At 72.8% G+C, this 14,332-nt stretch carries 14 protein-coding genes; 12 read left to right on the top strand and 2 right to left on the bottom strand.

Translation table 11 applies throughout. From position 1 onward, the window contains the following. Positions 1 to 108: 108 nt before the first annotated feature. The 9 genes from infB to truB all read left to right on the top strand — a co-directional run bounded on the left by infB (position 109) and on the right by truB (position 10,004). Positions 109 to 3,147, top strand: a complete 3,039-nt coding sequence (gene infB / locus LTT61_RS09855; RefSeq protein ID WP_233019628.1) for a translation initiation factor IF-2 — start codon at positions 109 to 111, stop codon at positions 3,145 to 3,147. A gap of 71 nt (positions 3,148 to 3,218) precedes the next feature. After that, positions 3,219 to 3,509, top strand: coding sequence for a DUF503 domain-containing protein (locus LTT61_RS09850; protein WP_233020938.1), 291 nt, complete (start codon positions 3,219 to 3,221; stop codon positions 3,507 to 3,509). A 49-nt stretch (positions 3,510 to 3,558) separates the two neighbouring features. Further along, positions 3,559 to 3,999: a 30S ribosome-binding factor RbfA gene (gene rbfA / locus LTT61_RS09845; RefSeq protein WP_233019627.1), complete on the top strand. Its 441-nt coding sequence runs from the start codon at positions 3,559 to 3,561 to the stop codon at positions 3,997 to 3,999. Positions 4,000 to 4,011: 12 nt separating this feature from the next. Next, positions 4,012 to 5,013 (top strand): DHH family phosphoesterase, encoded by a 1,002-nt coding sequence (locus LTT61_RS09840; RefSeq protein ID WP_233019626.1) that lies wholly within the window; start codon positions 4,012 to 4,014, stop codon positions 5,011 to 5,013. Next, positions 5,010 to 6,392, top strand: a complete 1,383-nt coding sequence (locus LTT61_RS09835) for an MATE family efflux transporter (protein WP_233019625.1) — start codon at positions 5,010 to 5,012, stop codon at positions 6,390 to 6,392. Before LTT61_RS09840 ends, LTT61_RS09835 begins: the two co-directional genes overlap by 4 nt. 94 nt (positions 6,393 to 6,486) lie before the next feature. Beyond that, positions 6,487 to 7,407, top strand: a complete 921-nt coding sequence (locus LTT61_RS09830) for a cupin-like domain-containing protein (protein ID WP_233019624.1) — start codon at positions 6,487 to 6,489, stop codon at positions 7,405 to 7,407. A gap of 61 nt (positions 7,408 to 7,468) precedes the next feature. Beyond that, a complete protein-coding gene (locus LTT61_RS09825) occupies positions 7,469 to 8,425 on the top strand; it encodes a metallophosphoesterase family protein (protein WP_233019623.1) in 957 nt (318 codons plus the stop codon). A 26-nt stretch (positions 8,426 to 8,451) separates the two neighbouring features. Further along, positions 8,452 to 9,120, top strand: coding sequence for a 4'-phosphopantetheinyl transferase Npt (gene npt, locus LTT61_RS09820; protein ID WP_233019622.1), 669 nt, complete (start codon positions 8,452 to 8,454; stop codon positions 9,118 to 9,120). Continuing rightward, positions 9,120 to 10,004, top strand: coding sequence for a tRNA pseudouridine(55) synthase TruB (gene truB / locus LTT61_RS09815; RefSeq protein ID WP_233019621.1), 885 nt, complete (start codon positions 9,120 to 9,122; stop codon positions 10,002 to 10,004). The genes npt and truB overlap by 1 nt, the downstream gene beginning before the upstream one ends. A gap of 21 nt (positions 10,005 to 10,025) precedes the next feature. On the opposite strand, the gene LTT61_RS09810 is transcribed toward truB, so the two are convergent. Then, positions 10,026 to 10,610, bottom strand: a complete 585-nt coding sequence (locus tag LTT61_RS09810; RefSeq protein WP_233019620.1) for a TetR/AcrR family transcriptional regulator — start codon at positions 10,608 to 10,610, stop codon at positions 10,026 to 10,028. Between the two features lie 74 nt (positions 10,611 to 10,684). Here LTT61_RS09810 and LTT61_RS09805 point away from each other — a divergent pair, with 74 nt between their 5' ends. Beyond that, the gene (locus tag LTT61_RS09805) at positions 10,685 to 11,077 is read left to right on the top strand and encodes a DUF4345 domain-containing protein (protein ID WP_233019619.1); all 393 of its coding nucleotides are present in this window, start codon (positions 10,685 to 10,687) and stop codon (positions 11,075 to 11,077) included. Here the strand turns inward: LTT61_RS09805 and LTT61_RS09800 are convergent. Next, positions 11,067 to 11,684 carry a GntR family transcriptional regulator gene (locus tag LTT61_RS09800; protein ID WP_233020937.1) on the bottom strand — a complete coding sequence of 206 codons (618 nt, stop codon included), beginning with the start codon at positions 11,682 to 11,684 and terminating at the stop codon, positions 11,067 to 11,069. The two genes, LTT61_RS09805 and LTT61_RS09800, sit on opposite strands and share 11 nt — an antisense overlap. A 180-nt stretch (positions 11,685 to 11,864) precedes the next feature. On the opposite strand from LTT61_RS09800, the gene LTT61_RS09795 reads away from it, so the two are divergent. Together LTT61_RS09795 and LTT61_RS09790 are read left to right on the top strand one after the other, a co-directional pair. Beyond that, positions 11,865 to 12,830, top strand: coding sequence for a D-2-hydroxyacid dehydrogenase (locus LTT61_RS09795; protein ID WP_233019618.1), 966 nt, complete (start codon positions 11,865 to 11,867; stop codon positions 12,828 to 12,830). A 14-nt stretch (positions 12,831 to 12,844) separates the two neighbouring features. Then, on the top strand, positions 12,845 to 14,242 hold the full coding sequence (locus tag LTT61_RS09790; RefSeq protein ID WP_233019617.1) for an amidase: 1,398 nt from the start codon (positions 12,845 to 12,847) through the stop codon (positions 14,240 to 14,242). The last annotated feature ends 90 nt before the right edge of the window (positions 14,243 to 14,332 follow it).

Genomic DNA, 14,332 nt, shown 5'->3' with positions numbered 1-14,332 from the left:
CACACCGTGAAGTACCAACGATGATCGTCCATCGGAGATAATCCGAGGTCGTGCGGGCTGCCGTCCCAGGAACGGCGGAGCTGCTCGGCCTCTCAGTAGAGGAGAGCAGTGGCAGGCAAGGCCCGCGTGCACGAGTTGGCCAAAGAACTCGGTGTCACCAGTAAGCAACTACTCGCAACGCTCAAGGAGCAGGGCGAGTTCGTGAAGTCGGCGTCGTCGACGGTGGAAGCCCCCGTCGCCCGCAGGCTGCGTGAGTCGTTCTCGAGCAAGTCGTCGAACGGCACCAGGTCCGGGGCGCGCCCCGGCGGCGATTCCGGAGTCCGCTCCGGTGGCGATGGCGCGGCCAGGCCGGCCGCGCGTCCGCAGCCCGGTGGCGGTCCCCGCCCCGGCCCCCGTACCCCGTCCGATCGCGGCCCCGAGCGCAACGGCGCCCCGGCGCCCGCCCAGCGGGAGAGCAACGGCGCCGCCGCGGCCGCCCCGCAGACCGGCGCTGCCCCCGCGCAGCGCCCGGCGGCCGATGCCCCGCGTCCCGGCCCGGCCGTCAAGCCCGGCCCGGCTCGTCCGGCCACCCCGCCGCCCGCCGCCGCCCCCCCGGCCGCGCAGAACGCGCCTGCCGGTCAGCGCCCCGCCCCCGGTGGCGCGCGTCCCGGCCAGCCGCAGCCGCAACAGCAGCAGCAGCGCCCCGGTCAGCCGCAGCAGCAGCGCCCCGGCGGCCCGCAGGCCGGTGGCCCCCGTCCCGGTGGCCCCAAGCCCGGTCCGAAGCCGCCGCGCGTCGGTAACAACCCCTTCTCCTCCGCGCCCGATCGGGAGCGGCCCGCGCCGCGTCCGGCCGCAGGTCCCGGTGGCCCCCGTCCGGGGCCGCGTCCGGGTCCGGCTCCGGGTGGCGCGCCGCGTCCGGCCGCCGCGGCCGGTCCCGGTGGCCCCCGTCCGGGTGGCCCGCGGCCGAGCCCCGGCTCGATGCCGCCGCGCCCGAACCCGGGTGCGATGCCGCAGCGTGCTGCGCGTCCCGGCGGTGCGGGCGGTGCCGGTCGTCCCGGTGGCGGTCGTCCCGGCGGTGCGCCCGGCGGCGGCGGTCGTCCCGGCGGCGGTGGCGGTGGCGGTGGCTACCGCGGCGGCGGCGGTGGTACCGGTGCTCCCGCCGGTACCGGTGCTCCCGCGGGTGGCGGCGGTTTCCGCGGCCGTCCCGGTGGCGGCGGTGGCCGTCCGGGTGGTCCCGGTGGCCGCGGCGGCGCCGCGGGCGCCTTCGGCCGTCCCGGCGGCGCGCCCCGGCGCGGTCGCAAGTCGAAGCGGCAGAAGCGCCAGGAATACGATTCGATGCAGGCGCCCGCCGTCGGCGGCGTCCGGCTGCCGCGCGGCAACGGCGAGACCATCCGGCTCGCCCGCGGTGCCTCGCTCTCGGACTTCGCGGAGAAGATCGACGCGAACCCGGCAGCCCTGGTCCAGGCGCTGTTCAACCTCGGCGAGATGGTCACCGCGACCCAGTCGGTGAACGACGAGACGCTGGAGCTGCTCGGCGGCGAGATGAACTACGTCGTCCAGGTGGTCAGCCCGGAGGACGAGGACCGCGAGCTGCTGGAGAGCTTCGACCTCACCTACGGCGAGGACGAGGGCGACGAGGGCGACCTCGAGCAGCGGCCCCCGGTGGTCACCGTCATGGGCCACGTCGACCACGGCAAGACCCGCCTGCTCGACACCGTCCGCAAGGCCAACGTCCGCGAGGGCGAGGCCGGCGGCATCACCCAGCACATCGGCGCCTACCAGGTGCTCACGCACCTGAACGACACCGACCGGCTGATCACCTTCATCGACACCCCGGGCCACGAGGCGTTCACCGCCATGCGTGCCCGCGGCGCGAAGGCCACCGACATCGCGATCCTCGTGGTCGCGGCCGACGACGGCGTCATGCCGCAGACGGTGGAGGCGATCAACCACGCCCAGGCGGCCGACGTGCCGATCGTGGTGGCGGTGAACAAGATCGACAAGGAGGGCGCGAACCCGGAGAAGATCCGGCAGCAGCTCACCGAGTACAACCTGGTGGCCGAGGAGTACGGCGGCGACACCATGTTCGTCGACATCTCCGCCAAGCAGGGCACCAATATCGACGCCCTGCTGGAGGCCGTGCTGCTCACCGCGGACGCGGCGCTCGACCTGCGGGCCAACCCGGAGCAGGACGCGCAGGGTGTCGCCATCGAGGCGCACCTCGACCGCGGCCGCGGCCCGGTGGCCACCGTGCTGATCCAGCGCGGCACGCTGCGGGTCGGCGACTCGATCGTGGCCGGCGACGCCTACGGCCGCGTCCGCCGCATGGTGGACGAGCACGGCGACGACGTCGACGCCGCACTGCCCTCGCGGCCGGTGCAGGTCATCGGCTTCACCTCGGTACCCGGCGCGGGTGACAACCTGCTCGTGGTCGACGAGGACCGGATCGCCAGGCAGATCGCCGACCGGCGCAACGCCCGCAAGCGCAACGCGCTGCAGGCCCGCAGCCGCAAGCGGATCAGCCTCGAGGATCTGGATGCCGCGCTGAAGGAGACCAGCGAGCTGAACCTGATCCTGAAGGGCGACAACTCCGGCACCGTCGAGGCGCTGGAGGAGGCGCTGCTGCAGATCGACCTCGGCGACGAGGTCCGGCTGCGGATCATCGACCGCGGTGTCGGTGGTGTCACCGAGACGAACGTCAACCTGGCGTCCGCCTCGAACGCGATCATCATCGGCTTCAACGTCCGTGCGGAGGGCAAGGCCACCGAGCTGGCCAACCGCGAGGGCGTCGACATCCGGTACTACTCGGTGATCTACCAGGCGATCGACGAGATCGAGAAGGCGCTCAAGGGCCTGCTCAAGCCGATCTACGAGGAGGTCGAGCTGGGTCGCGCCGAGATCAGGCAGATCTTCCGCTCCTCGAAGTTCGGCAATATCGCCGGCTGCATGGTGCTCTCCGGCTCGGTCAAGCGCAACGCCAAGGCCCGCCTGCTGCGGGACAACGTGGTGGTGGCCGAGACGATCACCATCTCCTCGCTGCGCCGGGAGAAGGACGACGCGACCGAGGTCCGCGAGGGCTTCGAATGCGGTATGACCGTCACCTACTCCGATATCAAGGACGGCGACATCATCGAGGCGTACGAGCTGCGCGAGAAGCCGCGCGACTGACGGTTCGCACCGTCGGGGCGCCCCGGCCTCCGGGTCGGGGCGCCCTCGTGCGGCCCTACCCGGAGGTGAACGTGTACCTCGGTGCACTCGAATTCGACATCCTGCTCGGGGACGTGCACTCGCTCAAGGAGAAGCGCAAGGTGATCCGGCCGGTACTGGCCGAGTTGCAGCGCTTCGGGGTGAGTGCCGCCGAGGGCGGTGACCACGATCTCCATCGCCGCTCCCAGCTGGGTGTGGCGCTGGTGAGCGCGGGAATGGATCAATTGACAACGGTCCTCGACCGTTGTGAGCGGCACGTGGCCGCGCGTCCGGAGCTAGAGTTGCTGGCGGTGCGCCGCCGCATCTTCGGACCGGAGGACTGAGAACGTCCGCGCCGACGCCGTTCCCATATCAGGACAGGAGGAACCGGCCATGGTGGATCAGGCCAGGGCACGCCGCCTCGCGAAGCGGATCTCCTCGATCGTGGCGACCGCGATCGAGTACGAGATCAAGGACCCGCGGCTGCGTTTCATCACCATCACCGACGCGAAGGTCACCGGCGACCTGCGCGACGCCACCGTCTACTACACGGTGCTCGGCGAAACCCTCGACGCGGAGCCGGATTACACCGCCGCCGCGGCCGGGCTGGAGAAGGCCAAGGGCGTGCTGCGCTCGAAGGTCGGTGCGGGCACCGGGATCAAGTTCACCCCGACGCTCGCCTTCGTGCTCGACACCGTGCCGGACGCCGCGCGCGAGATGGAAGAGCTACTCGCCCGCGCCAAGAAACTGGACGACGAGGTCGCCAGAGTGGCGGCGAACGCCACCCCGGCCGGTGATCCGGACCCGTACAAGAGCGAACGCGACGACGAGTAATCGGCACCGAGCATGATCTCCACGGATGAGCCGGTCGAGTTCGGCCCGGCGGTACGAGCGCTGGACGCGGCTCGATCGGTCACCATCCTCTGTCACGTGCAGCCCGACGCCGACACCGTCGGCAGCGGGCTCGCACTGGCGCTGGTGCTGCGCAGGCGCGGGATCCCGGTGTGGGTTTCGTTCGCCGAACCGGCGGCGCTCGCGGTCTCCCTGCGCACGCTGCCCGGCGCCGAGCTGCTCGTCCCGCCCGCGGAGGTGCCCGCCGAGGTCGACCTGCTGGTCACCGTCGACTGCGGCAGCGCCGGGCGGCTCGGCGCGCTCGGCGACCGGCTGGCAGGCGCGGGCAGCACGCTGGTGATCGACCACCACCGCTCGAACACCCGGTTCGGGGCGATCAACCTGATCGACCCCGATGCCGAATCGACCGCCGGGCTGGTCGCCCGGGTGCTTGACGCCTGGGGCGAGGAGATCGACGCGCCGGTCGCGCACTGCCTGTACGCGGGGCTGGTCACCGACACCGGGTCGTTCCGCTGGGTGGGGCCGGGTACGCACGGGCTGGCCGAGCGGCTGCTCGGCACCGGGATCGACGGCGCCGAGATCTCGCGCGGGCTGCTCGACACGCACCCGTTCGGCTGGCTGCCCATGCTCGCCTCGGTGCTCGGCAGCGCGCGGCTCGCGCCCGGCGTGCGCGGCGGGATCGGGCTGGCCTACGCCTTCGTGCGCCGGGCCGACGCCGACGGGCTCGGCGCCGAGGAGGTGGAGAGCGTCATCGATATCGTGCGCACCAGCGCCGAGGCCGGGATCGCCGCCGTCTTCAAGGAGCACCGCACGGTCGACGGCCGCTGGACCGTCTCACTGCGCTCCCGCAACAGCGGGCCGGGAGCGGCCGACGGGGTGGACGTGTCCGCCGTCGCCACCGCGCTCGGCGGCGGCGGACACCGCTTCGCCGCCGGGTACACCGCGCACGGCACCGCCGACGAGATCCTCGCCGCCCTGCTCGCCGCGCTCGAATGAGCGAAGGTGAGCAGAGCGACCTACCCGGCAGGCCGATCACCGCGGAGCCATCTCGCGCCGCGGCCGACGCCGGGCCGCGGCGGTTGCTCGCACTCGCCGTGCCGACGCTCGGCGTGCTCGTCGCCGAACCCATCTACCTGCTCTTCGACCTCGCCGTGGTCGGCAGGCTCGGCGCGCAGGCGCTGGCCGGGCTCGCGGTCGGCGGGCTGATCCTGACGCTGGCGAGCACCCAGCTCACCTTCCTCTCCTACGGCACGACCGCGCGCTCCGCGCGCAGGCACGGCGCGGGGGACCGGGCCGGTGCGGTGGCCGAGGGCGTGCAGGCCACCTGGCTGGCGCTCGGCATCGGGCTGGCGCTGCTGCTCGCGGTGCAGGCGGCGGCGGGCCCGCTCATCCGGGTGATCGCCGGCGACGCGGAGATCGCGGGCCAGGCCCTGCCCTGGGTGCGGATCGCGCTGTTCGGGGTCCCGCTCATTCTCATTGCCATGGCGGGGAACGGCTGGCTGCGCGGCGTGCAGGAGACCAGGCGGCCGCTGATCTACGTGGTGTGCGGCCTCGCGCTCTCGGCGCTGCTCTGCCCGCTGCTCGTGCACGGGCTGTGGTTCGCCCCGCACTGGGGGCTGCCCGGCTCCGCGGTGGCGAATGTCGCCGGCCAGGCCGTGACCGCAGCGCTCTTTCTGTTCGCGCTGGTCAGGGAGCGCGCGGCGCTGCGCCCGCGCGGCGCGATCATGCGCGTCCAGCTGGTGCTCGGCCGCGACCTCATCGTGCGCAGCCTCGCCTTCCAGGCCTGCTTCGTCTCCGCCGCCGCAGTGGCCTCCCGGTTCGGCGCGGCCTCGGTCGCCGCGCACCAGGTGGTGCTGCAGCTCTGGAACTTCCTGGCGCTCACCCTCGACTCGCTCGCCATCGCCGCCCAGGCGCTGGTCGGCGCCGCGCTCGGCGGCGGTGACGCGCGCGGTGCCCGCGGGCTGGCCGCCCGGGTGACCCGCTGGTCGCTGCTCTTCGCGGTGGCGCTGGCCGGCTGCTTCGCGCTCGCCGCCGCCGCGCTGCCGCCGCTGTTCACCACCGACCCGGCGGTACTGGACCGGATCGGCGTCATCTGGTGGTTCTTCGTCGCCATCATTCCGGTGGCGGGCGTGGTGTTCGCGCTCGACGGCGTGCTGCTCGGCGCGGGCGACGCCGCGTATCTGCGCACCACGACCATGGCGGCCGCGCTGGTCGCTTTCCTGCCCGCGATCTGGTTCGCGCTGGCTTTCGGCTGGGGCGTCGCCGGAATTTGGTCCGGACTGGTTGCTTTCATGCTCGCCCGGCTGCTCGCGGTCGGTTCCCGCGCGATTTCCGGGCGCTGGGCCCGGGTCGGCGCGGACATTCAGAGGCCCTGATTTCTGGGTGTTTCCCGGCCCGGAAACCGTCGTTATAGTCGGTGCTCTATTCCTGTTGGCGTTTGATCGAGGAGCATCGAAAGGACTGCGGGGAATGTCGAACAAGGGGTACGACGAGAGGCCGCTGACGCTGGCCCCGATTCTCGGCGCGAGCGGCGCGCTGTGGCTCGGCCGCAGCGTGCGCGACCGGCTGCGCCCGCGCCGGGGCGGCACCGCGGGGCGGGCGGTACCCGAACACGAGAATCTCGAATTGACCGAGGTTTTCGATCGGCAGACCCCGGTGGTGATTCGGAGCGCCGCGAGCCGATGGTCGGTATTCGATAATTACCAGCCGGAGCGGCTGCGCGAGAAGTACCGCACCGAAAAGGTGTACGCGCTGACGAGCACCACCAATGTCTTCACCCAGGAGACTTCGCCGGTGGAATTGCTGGAGTACGGCGACGTGATGACGGCGATGTTCGATTCCCCGAATCCGGCGAAGAAGTACTACTCCCGCGCCGCCGCCGATCCCGCGCCGCTGGCCGAACAGCTTCCCGAGCGCATCGGCGGCCGCACCCAGAGCACCGCCGCGAGCAGCGTGTGGATGGGGCAGGCCGGCAACCTGACGCCGCTGCACAACGACCCCTGGCACGGCCTGCTCATCCAGCTGCACGGCCGCAAGCGGGTCCGGCTCTTCCCGCCGGACGAGTACCGCAATGTCTACGGCCGGGTGCCGAAGCGGGTGAACGACCCCTACACCGGGCTGCCGGACGCCTTCGATCCGGAGCTCGCTGCCGTCCCGCGGCTGCGCGAGGCGGAGAGCTACGACGTGCTGCTCGACACCGGCGACGTGCTCTACATCCCGATGTTCTGGTGGCACCAGGTCGAGTCGGTGGACTCCTCGATCTCCTACGTGGCCCGGTACAACCCCCGCTACCTGGAGTTCATGCGGGCGGCGTTCTTCCCGATGGGGGCGCGCGGCGTGCTGCGGATTTTTGCCCAGCTGACCGCGGGGCTGCGCCGCTCGAAGAAGTGACGGCCCGCCCGGCGGCGTGCTGCCCGACCGGCCCGCCGCCGGGTGTGGCACCGTGGATCGAGTGATACCCAAGTTGATGGCGGTGAGCGACATCCACGTCGGCCACCAGGGCAACAAGCCCGTGGTCGAGCAGATCCGCGCGGACTCGCCGGAGGACTGGCTGATCGTCGCGGGCGACGTCGCGGAGAAGACCGAGGACATCCGCTGGGCGCTGGAGCTGCTGCGCAGCCGGTTCGCCAAGGTCATCTGGGTGCCGGGCAACCACGAGCTGTGGACCACCGCGAAGGACCCGGTGCAGATGCACGGGGCGCCGCGCTACGACTACCTGGTCTCGCTCTGCCGCGACCTGGACGTGCTCACCCCGGAGGATCCGTACGCCGTGTGGCGCGGCGCGGGCGCCGAGGAGCACGGCGGCGCCGTCACGCTGGTGCCGATGTTCCTGCTCTACGACTACTCGTTCCTGCCCGCGGGCACCACCACCAAGGCCGAGGGGCTTGGGGTGGCGCGCGAGCGCAATGTGGTCGCCACCGACGAGTTCCTGCTCTCGCCGGACCCGTACCTCACCCGCGACGCCTGGTGCCACGCCAGGGTGCAGGCCACCGAGCGCAGGCTGAACGCGCTCGAGCCGAACACGCCGGTGGTGCTGATCAACCACTTCCCGCTGGTCAGGGAGCCCACCGACGTGCTCTTCTACCCGGAGTTCTCGCTCTGGTGCGGTACGACGCTGACCGCGGACTGGCACACCCGCTACAACACCGTCTGCTCGGTCTACGGGCACCTGCACATCCCGCGCACCTCCTGGTACGACGGCGTGCGCTTCGAGGAGGTCTCGCTCGGCTACCCGCGCGAGTGGCAGCGCCGCGGCCTGCCGGACAACCTGCTGCGCCAGATCCTGCCCGCCCCCGAGTACCCGCCGGGTTCGCTGAACGAGTTCGGCGGCCACTTCCGGATCACCCCGGAGATGGCGGCCGCGGCGGCGGAGATGCGGGCGAAGGCGCAGCGCCGGCGCGGCGTCTGACAGCGGCTGGACTAGGCTCGACGCCGATGATCGAGAACATTCTGCCGTCCGGGATCGCCGCCGCGGAGCTGCTGGAGTACCCGGAGGGGCTGCGCGCGCACCCCGCCGAGGAGCACCTCATCGCCAAGTCGGTGGAGAAGCGCAGGCGCGATTTCATCGGGGCGCGGCACTGTGCCAGGCAGGCGCTGGCCCAGCTGGGCGAGCCCGAGGTGCCGATCGGCAAGGGGGAGCGCGGCATGCCGCTCTTCCCGCGCGGAATCGTCGGCAGCCTGACGCACTGCGACGGCTACCGCGCCGCCGCGCTCGCACACGCGCTGCGCTTCCGCTCGGTCGGCATCGACGCCGAGCCGCACGCGGAGCTGCCCGACGGGGTGCTCGACTCGGTCAGCCTGCCCGAGGAACGGCAGTGGCTGCGCGAGACCGGCAGCCCGCTGCACCTGGACCGGCTGCTCTTCTGCGCCAAGGAGGCCACCTACAAGGCGTGGTTCCCGCTGACGCTGCGCTGGCTCGGCTTCGAGGACGCGCACATCACCTTCACCGTCGACGCGGCGGACGCCGACTCCGGCTCCGGCACCTTCCACACGAAGCTGCTCGTCCCCGGCGGTACCAAGGACGGCGGCAGGCCGCTGCTCGACTTCGACGGCCGCTGGCAGATCGCGGGCGGGCTGATCCTGACCGCGATCGCGACCGCCTGATGGACGCGCTCGGCGGGCTGCTGATCGTCGACAAGGACCCCGGCATGACCAGCCACGACGTGGTCGGCCGGTGCAGGCGGATCCTGGGGACGCGGAAGATCGGGCACGCGGGCACGCTTGACCCGATGGCGACCGGGGTGCTGGTGCTCGGGGTGGAGCGGGCCACCAAGCTGCTCGGGTTGCTGACGCTCACCACCAAGGCGTACTCGGCGGTCATCCGGCTCGGGGCGAGTACGACGACCGACGATGCCGAGGGGGAGGTGCTCGCCACGGTGCCCGCGGGGCACGTCACCGACGCGGCCGTCGCGGCGGAGGTGACCGCGCTGACCGGGGATATCCAGCAGGTGCCCGCGACGGTGAGTGCGATCAAGATCGACGGGGAGCGGGCGTATGCCCGGCACCGGGCCGGGGAGGAGGTGCGGCTCGCGGCGCGGCCGGTCACCGTCTCGCGGTTCGCGGTGCTCGCGCGGCACGATCGGGGGGAGTTCGTGGATCTCGAGGTCGAGGTCGAGTGCTCGTCCGGGACCTACATCCGGGCGCTGGCCCGTGATCTCGGCGCCGCGCTCGGGGTCGGGGGGCACCTGACGGCGCTGCGGCGCACGCGGGTCGGGCCGTTCACCCTCGAACACGCGCGCACCCTCGAGGCGCTCGCCGAATCGCCCACGCTCTCGCTGCCCATGGACGAGGCCGTCCGCGCGGCCTTCCCGCTGCGCGAGATCGACCCGACGCAGGCGGAGGATCTGCGCAACGGGCGGTGGCTGGAGCCGGTGGGGCGGGACGACGTGTACGCCGCGGTCGATCCCTCGGGGAAGGCCATCGCGCTGCTTCGGGAGAGCGGGAAGCGCGCGGCGTCGGTCATGGTCGTGCGGCCCGCGGGTTTCTGACCGGCGCTTCGTGCGGATCCGTCAGGCGTCGTCACCGAGTAGCGGGGCGAGGGCGCCCACCAGGGCGCCGGTGCTGACCGCGTGCATGTCGGCGCGGGTCAGGGTTCGGTTTTCGAGCCAGTCCACGGTGAGCACCCGGACGAAGGTGAGCCAGGCGCCGATCACCGACTCGGCGGCTGCCCGGCGTGCTTCGGGCAGCCCGAGCTCGTCGAGCAGGCGCCGGCGCAGCTCACCGAGCTCGCCCGCGATGATGCCCTGAACGGTCGGGTCCGCGGCGAGCACCTTGTTCGCCGCGAGCACGGCGTGCGGATTCGCCTCGAAGTAGTCCAGGTGGGTGTCCAGCGCGGCCGAGATCTGCTCCGGCACGGGTAGTTCGGGGTCGAACGAGGAGTCGACCAGCAGCCGCGCCGCGGCCTGCTCGTAGACGGCGACGAAGAGGTCCCGCTTGGCGGGGAAGTGCCGGTAGAGCAGCGCGCGCGAGATCCCCGCCGCGGCGGCGACCTCCTCCATCAGCACCGCCTCGTACGGCCGGTCGGCGAAGAGGCCCGCTCCCGCTTCGACGATCTGGGCGCGGCGCTGCTCCGGGGTCAGACGACGGCGAACCATCACGCCAGCTTAGTTGACGCGCGTCTACCCGGGCGTCATAGTAGACAGACGTCTACTAACCTCGGGAGGGAATCATGGGATCGTCGGTACTGCGCTGGCTGGCACTGGTCATGGGGGTGGTGTGCACGCTCATCGGGCTCTCGCACCTGGCGTTCGGCGAGGCGGTGTTTCCGGACATGGGCGCGCCCGGCGCCACCGCGGACAGCCAGGCCCGCTTCTTCGGCGCGGTCTTCGCCGGCTACGGCCTGGCCTGGATCCTGGCCGCCCGGCGTACCCCCATCCCGGCGAACGCGATCCGGCTCCTGGCGGGCATCATGCTGCTCGGCGCGGTGGGCCGGTTCCTCTCCATCGCCGTGCACGGCCTGCCGCACCCGTTCGTGCTCGTGCTCACCGCGCTCGAGGTGCTGCTGCCGCTGGTCTACCTGGCGCTGGCCGACGCCGACGAGAAGAAGCCGGTCACGAGCTGATCCGCGGGCGCAGCCGCTCGACCGCGTCGGTCATGTGCTCGACCAGCAGCTTCCGCGCCCGCTCCGGCGCGCCCGCGGCGATCGCCTCGCGCAGCCCGACGTGCTCGCGCGCCTGCTCGCGCAGGTCCGGGTAGGTGGTCTGCAGCGCGCCGAGGCACATGCGGGTCTCGATCAGCAGGGTGCGGGCCGCGCGCACCAGCCGCGGGCTGCCCGAGCTGTGCACCAGCGCCTCGTGGAACGCCTGGTCGGCGTCGGAGACGCCGGCCGCGTCCCCGGCCTCCGCCCTGGCCGTCATCTCGGCGACGCTCGGGGCCAGCGCCGCGGCGGCGAGCTCCCTGCGGCCGTCCAGGATCAGCTCCAGCGCGCCGCCCTCGAGGGCGGTGCGGGCCCGGTAGATGTCGACCACGTCGTCGAAGGCGAGCTCGATGACGAAGATGCCGCGGTGCCGGATGCTGTGCAGCAACCCCTCGGAGACCAGCCGCTGCATGGCCTCACGCACCGGCCCCCTGCTCACCGCGAACTGCGCCGCCAGGTCGGCCTCGCCCAGCTGCGCGCCGGGCGCGAGGCTGCCGCGCATGATGGCGTCCCGGAGCCGGTCCGCGATCATCTCCGCGGTCGACTTCCGGTTCACCGGCTGGAAAAAGATGTCGCGCTGAGCGACGGGATGCTCGATACCCGGGAAACTGAAATCCACTGCGGCCCCTCTGCCAGCGCGCTTCCGACGATCGGTGCTGCGGCACGCGATCGGATTGTTGACAATCATACGATGCGATCCTACGGTGTCAACGTGGAAAAGGCCCCTGTGATCACCGTCCTGCACGGCGGCCGCCCGCCCGAGCCGGGGGCGCTCGCGCAGGTCGCCGAACGCGCCGAGCTGCGCTGGACCGATGCCGCCGGGCTCCCGGCGGCGCTGCCGGGGACGGATGTGCTCTTCGTGCTCGACTTCGGCACCGACGCGCTGCCCGCCGCCTGGCCGCGCGCGAATGCGCCGCGCTGGGTGCACATGGGCTCGACCGGCGTGGACGCGGCGATGTTCCCGGCGCTGATCGCGAGCGAGGCGGTGGTGACCAATACCCGCGGGGTCTTCGACGCGGCCATCGCCGAGTACGTGCTCGGCCAGATCATCGGCTTCGCCAAGGATTTCGGCGGCGCGCTGCTCCGGCAGCACCGGCGCGAGTGGGAGCACCGGGAGACCGAGCGGGTCGCGGGCGCCTCGGTGCTGATCGTCGGCACCGGCGGGATCGGCCGGGCCATCGCGCGGCTGCTGCGCGCCGTCGGCATGCGGGTCTCGGCCATCGGCAGGCGGGAGCGCACCGGCGACCCGGACTTCGGCACCGTCGGCACCGACCTGCACGCCGAGCTGCCGCACGCCGACTACGTGGTGGCGGTCGCACCGCTCACCGAGCGGACCAGGCACCTGTTCGACGCCGCCGCCTTCGCCGCGATGAAACCGCACGCGCGCTTCGTCAATGTCGGCCGCGGCGAGCTGGTGGTGACCGGGGCGCTGGTCGACGCGCTGCGCACCGGGGCGATCGCGGGCGCGGCGCTGGACGTGGTCGACCCGGAGCCGCTGCCCGCGGAGCATCCGCTCTGGACGCTGCCCGGCGTCCGGATCACCCCGCACAACTCCGGGGACTGGGTCGGCTGGAGCGGGGCGATCCTGTCCGCGTTCGCCGACAACTTCGACAACTGGGTCGCCGGGCGGCCCCTGCGCAATGTGGTCGACAAACAACTCGGGTACGTGCCCGGCTGAAGGAGCCCCCCTCGATGAGCAACCCCGCGAACACCACCCCGGCCGACCCCGCCGCCATGACCGCCGCGCAGCTGGTCGCGGCGTACGCGGCGGGCACGCTCTCGCCGGTGGAGGCGACCGAGGCCGTGCTGGCGGCGATCGCCGACCGCGACCCGGCGGTGAACGCCTTCTGCCTGGTCGATCCGGACCGGGCGCTGGTGCAGGCCAAGGACTCGCAGGAGCGCTGGCACGCCGGCCGCGCGCGCGGGCTGCTCGACGGCGTCCCGGTCTCGATCAAGGACATCTTCCTCACCGAGGACTGGCCCACCCGGCGCGGCTCCACCTCGGTCGACCCGGCCGGGCCGTGGACGGTGGACAGCCCGGTCACCGCGCGGATGCGCGCGGACGGCATGGTGTTCCTCGGCAAGACCACCACGCCGGAGATCGCCTGGAAGGCGGTGACCGACAGCCCGCTGACCGGCATCACGCGGAATCCCGTGGCGCCGGGTACCACCGCGGGCGGGTCGTCCGGGGGGAGCGCGGCGGCGGTCGCGGCCGGGATGGGGCCGGTCTCGGTCGGCACCGACGGCGGGGGCAGCATCCGGATTCCGGCGGCGTTCTGCGGGATCGTCGGGTTCAAGCCGACGCACGGGCGGGTGCCGCTCTTCCCGGCCAGCCCGTTCGGGCCGCTCGCGCATGCCGGACCCATGACGCGCACGGTGGAGGACGCCGCGCTGCTGCTCGACATCCTCGCGCAGCCCGACCCGCGCGACCCCACCGCGCTCGCCCCCGCGCTCGCCGCCTTCCGCGACGAGGTGCACCGGGACGTGCGCGGGCTGCGGGTCGCGTGGTCGCCGGAGCTCGGCTTCGCCACCGTCGATCCCGAGGTCGCCGCGATCACCGAGGCGGCGGTGCGGCGCCTCGCCGAGGCGGGGCTCGCGGTGACCGCCGCCGACCCCGGCTTCGGCGACCCGCTGGACGCCTTCGAGATCCTGTGGGCGGCGGGGGCGGCGACCATGCTGGCCGGGTTCCCGGCGGGCAGCCGGGAGCGGGTCGATCCCGGGCTGGGTGCGGCCTGGGCGCGGGGTGACGCCGTGAGCGCCGTCGAGTACCTGGAGGCGCGCAATGTCGCCGCGCAGCTCGGCATCACCATGGGGGCGTTCCACCGGGACCACGACGTCCTGATCACGCCGACCGTTCCCATCCCCGCCTTCGAGGCCGGGCACGACGTGCCGCCCGGCAGCGGGCTGCGCGGCTGGCCCGAGTGGACCCCCTTCACCTACCCCTTCAACCTCACCCAGCAGCCCGCCATCAGCATCCCCGTCGGCCGCACCGCCGCCGGGCTGCCCGTCGGCCTCCAGATCGTCGGCCCCCGCCACGCAGACGGCCTCGTCCTGGCCGTGGCGCGCTACGCGGAGCAGGTCCTGGGCTGAGCCCCCGGCTCGTCCGCGCCCGCGGAGCGCGGCGGAAGGTGGAGGCGCGCACGGCATCGGACATCGTGGCTCGTCCGCGCCCGCGGAGCG

Origin of the sequence: Nocardia asteroides, from assembly GCF_021183625.1 — a bacterium.
Lineage (GTDB): Bacteria > Actinomycetota > Actinomycetes > Mycobacteriales > Mycobacteriaceae > Nocardia > Nocardia asteroides_A.
The sequence above is the reverse complement of the archived record's forward strand: the minus strand, read 5'-3'. Positions and strand labels throughout refer to the sequence as shown.

What these genes read in the sequence shown, in the direction of transcription:
- rbfA (WP_233019627.1), top strand. Translation starts at nt 3,559, where the DNA reads ATGGTGGATCAGGCCAGGGCACGCCGCCTCGCGAAGCGGATCTCCTCG.
- LTT61_RS09805 (WP_233019619.1), top strand. Translation starts at nt 10,685, where the DNA reads ATGGGATCGTCGGTACTGCGCTGGCTGGCACTGGTCATGGGGGTGGTG.
- LTT61_RS09800 (WP_233020937.1), bottom strand. Translation starts at nt 11,684, where the DNA reads ATGATCGCGGACCGGCTCCGGGACGCCATCATGCGCGGCAGCCTCGCG.
- LTT61_RS09840 (WP_233019626.1), top strand. Translation starts at nt 4,012, where the DNA reads ATGATCTCCACGGATGAGCCGGTCGAGTTCGGCCCGGCGGTACGAGCG.
- truB (WP_233019621.1), top strand. Translation starts at nt 9,120, where the DNA reads ATGGACGCGCTCGGCGGGCTGCTGATCGTCGACAAGGACCCCGGCATG.
- LTT61_RS09790 (WP_233019617.1), top strand. Translation starts at nt 12,845, where the DNA reads ATGAGCAACCCCGCGAACACCACCCCGGCCGACCCCGCCGCCATGACC.
- LTT61_RS09810 (WP_233019620.1), bottom strand. Translation starts at nt 10,610, where the DNA reads ATGGTTCGCCGTCGTCTGACCCCGGAGCAGCGCCGCGCCCAGATCGTC.
- npt (WP_233019622.1), top strand. Translation starts at nt 8,452, where the DNA reads ATGATCGAGAACATTCTGCCGTCCGGGATCGCCGCCGCGGAGCTGCTG.
- LTT61_RS09835 (WP_233019625.1), top strand. Translation starts at nt 5,010, where the DNA reads ATGAGCGAAGGTGAGCAGAGCGACCTACCCGGCAGGCCGATCACCGCG.
- LTT61_RS09830 (WP_233019624.1), top strand. Translation starts at nt 6,487, where the DNA reads ATGTCGAACAAGGGGTACGACGAGAGGCCGCTGACGCTGGCCCCGATT.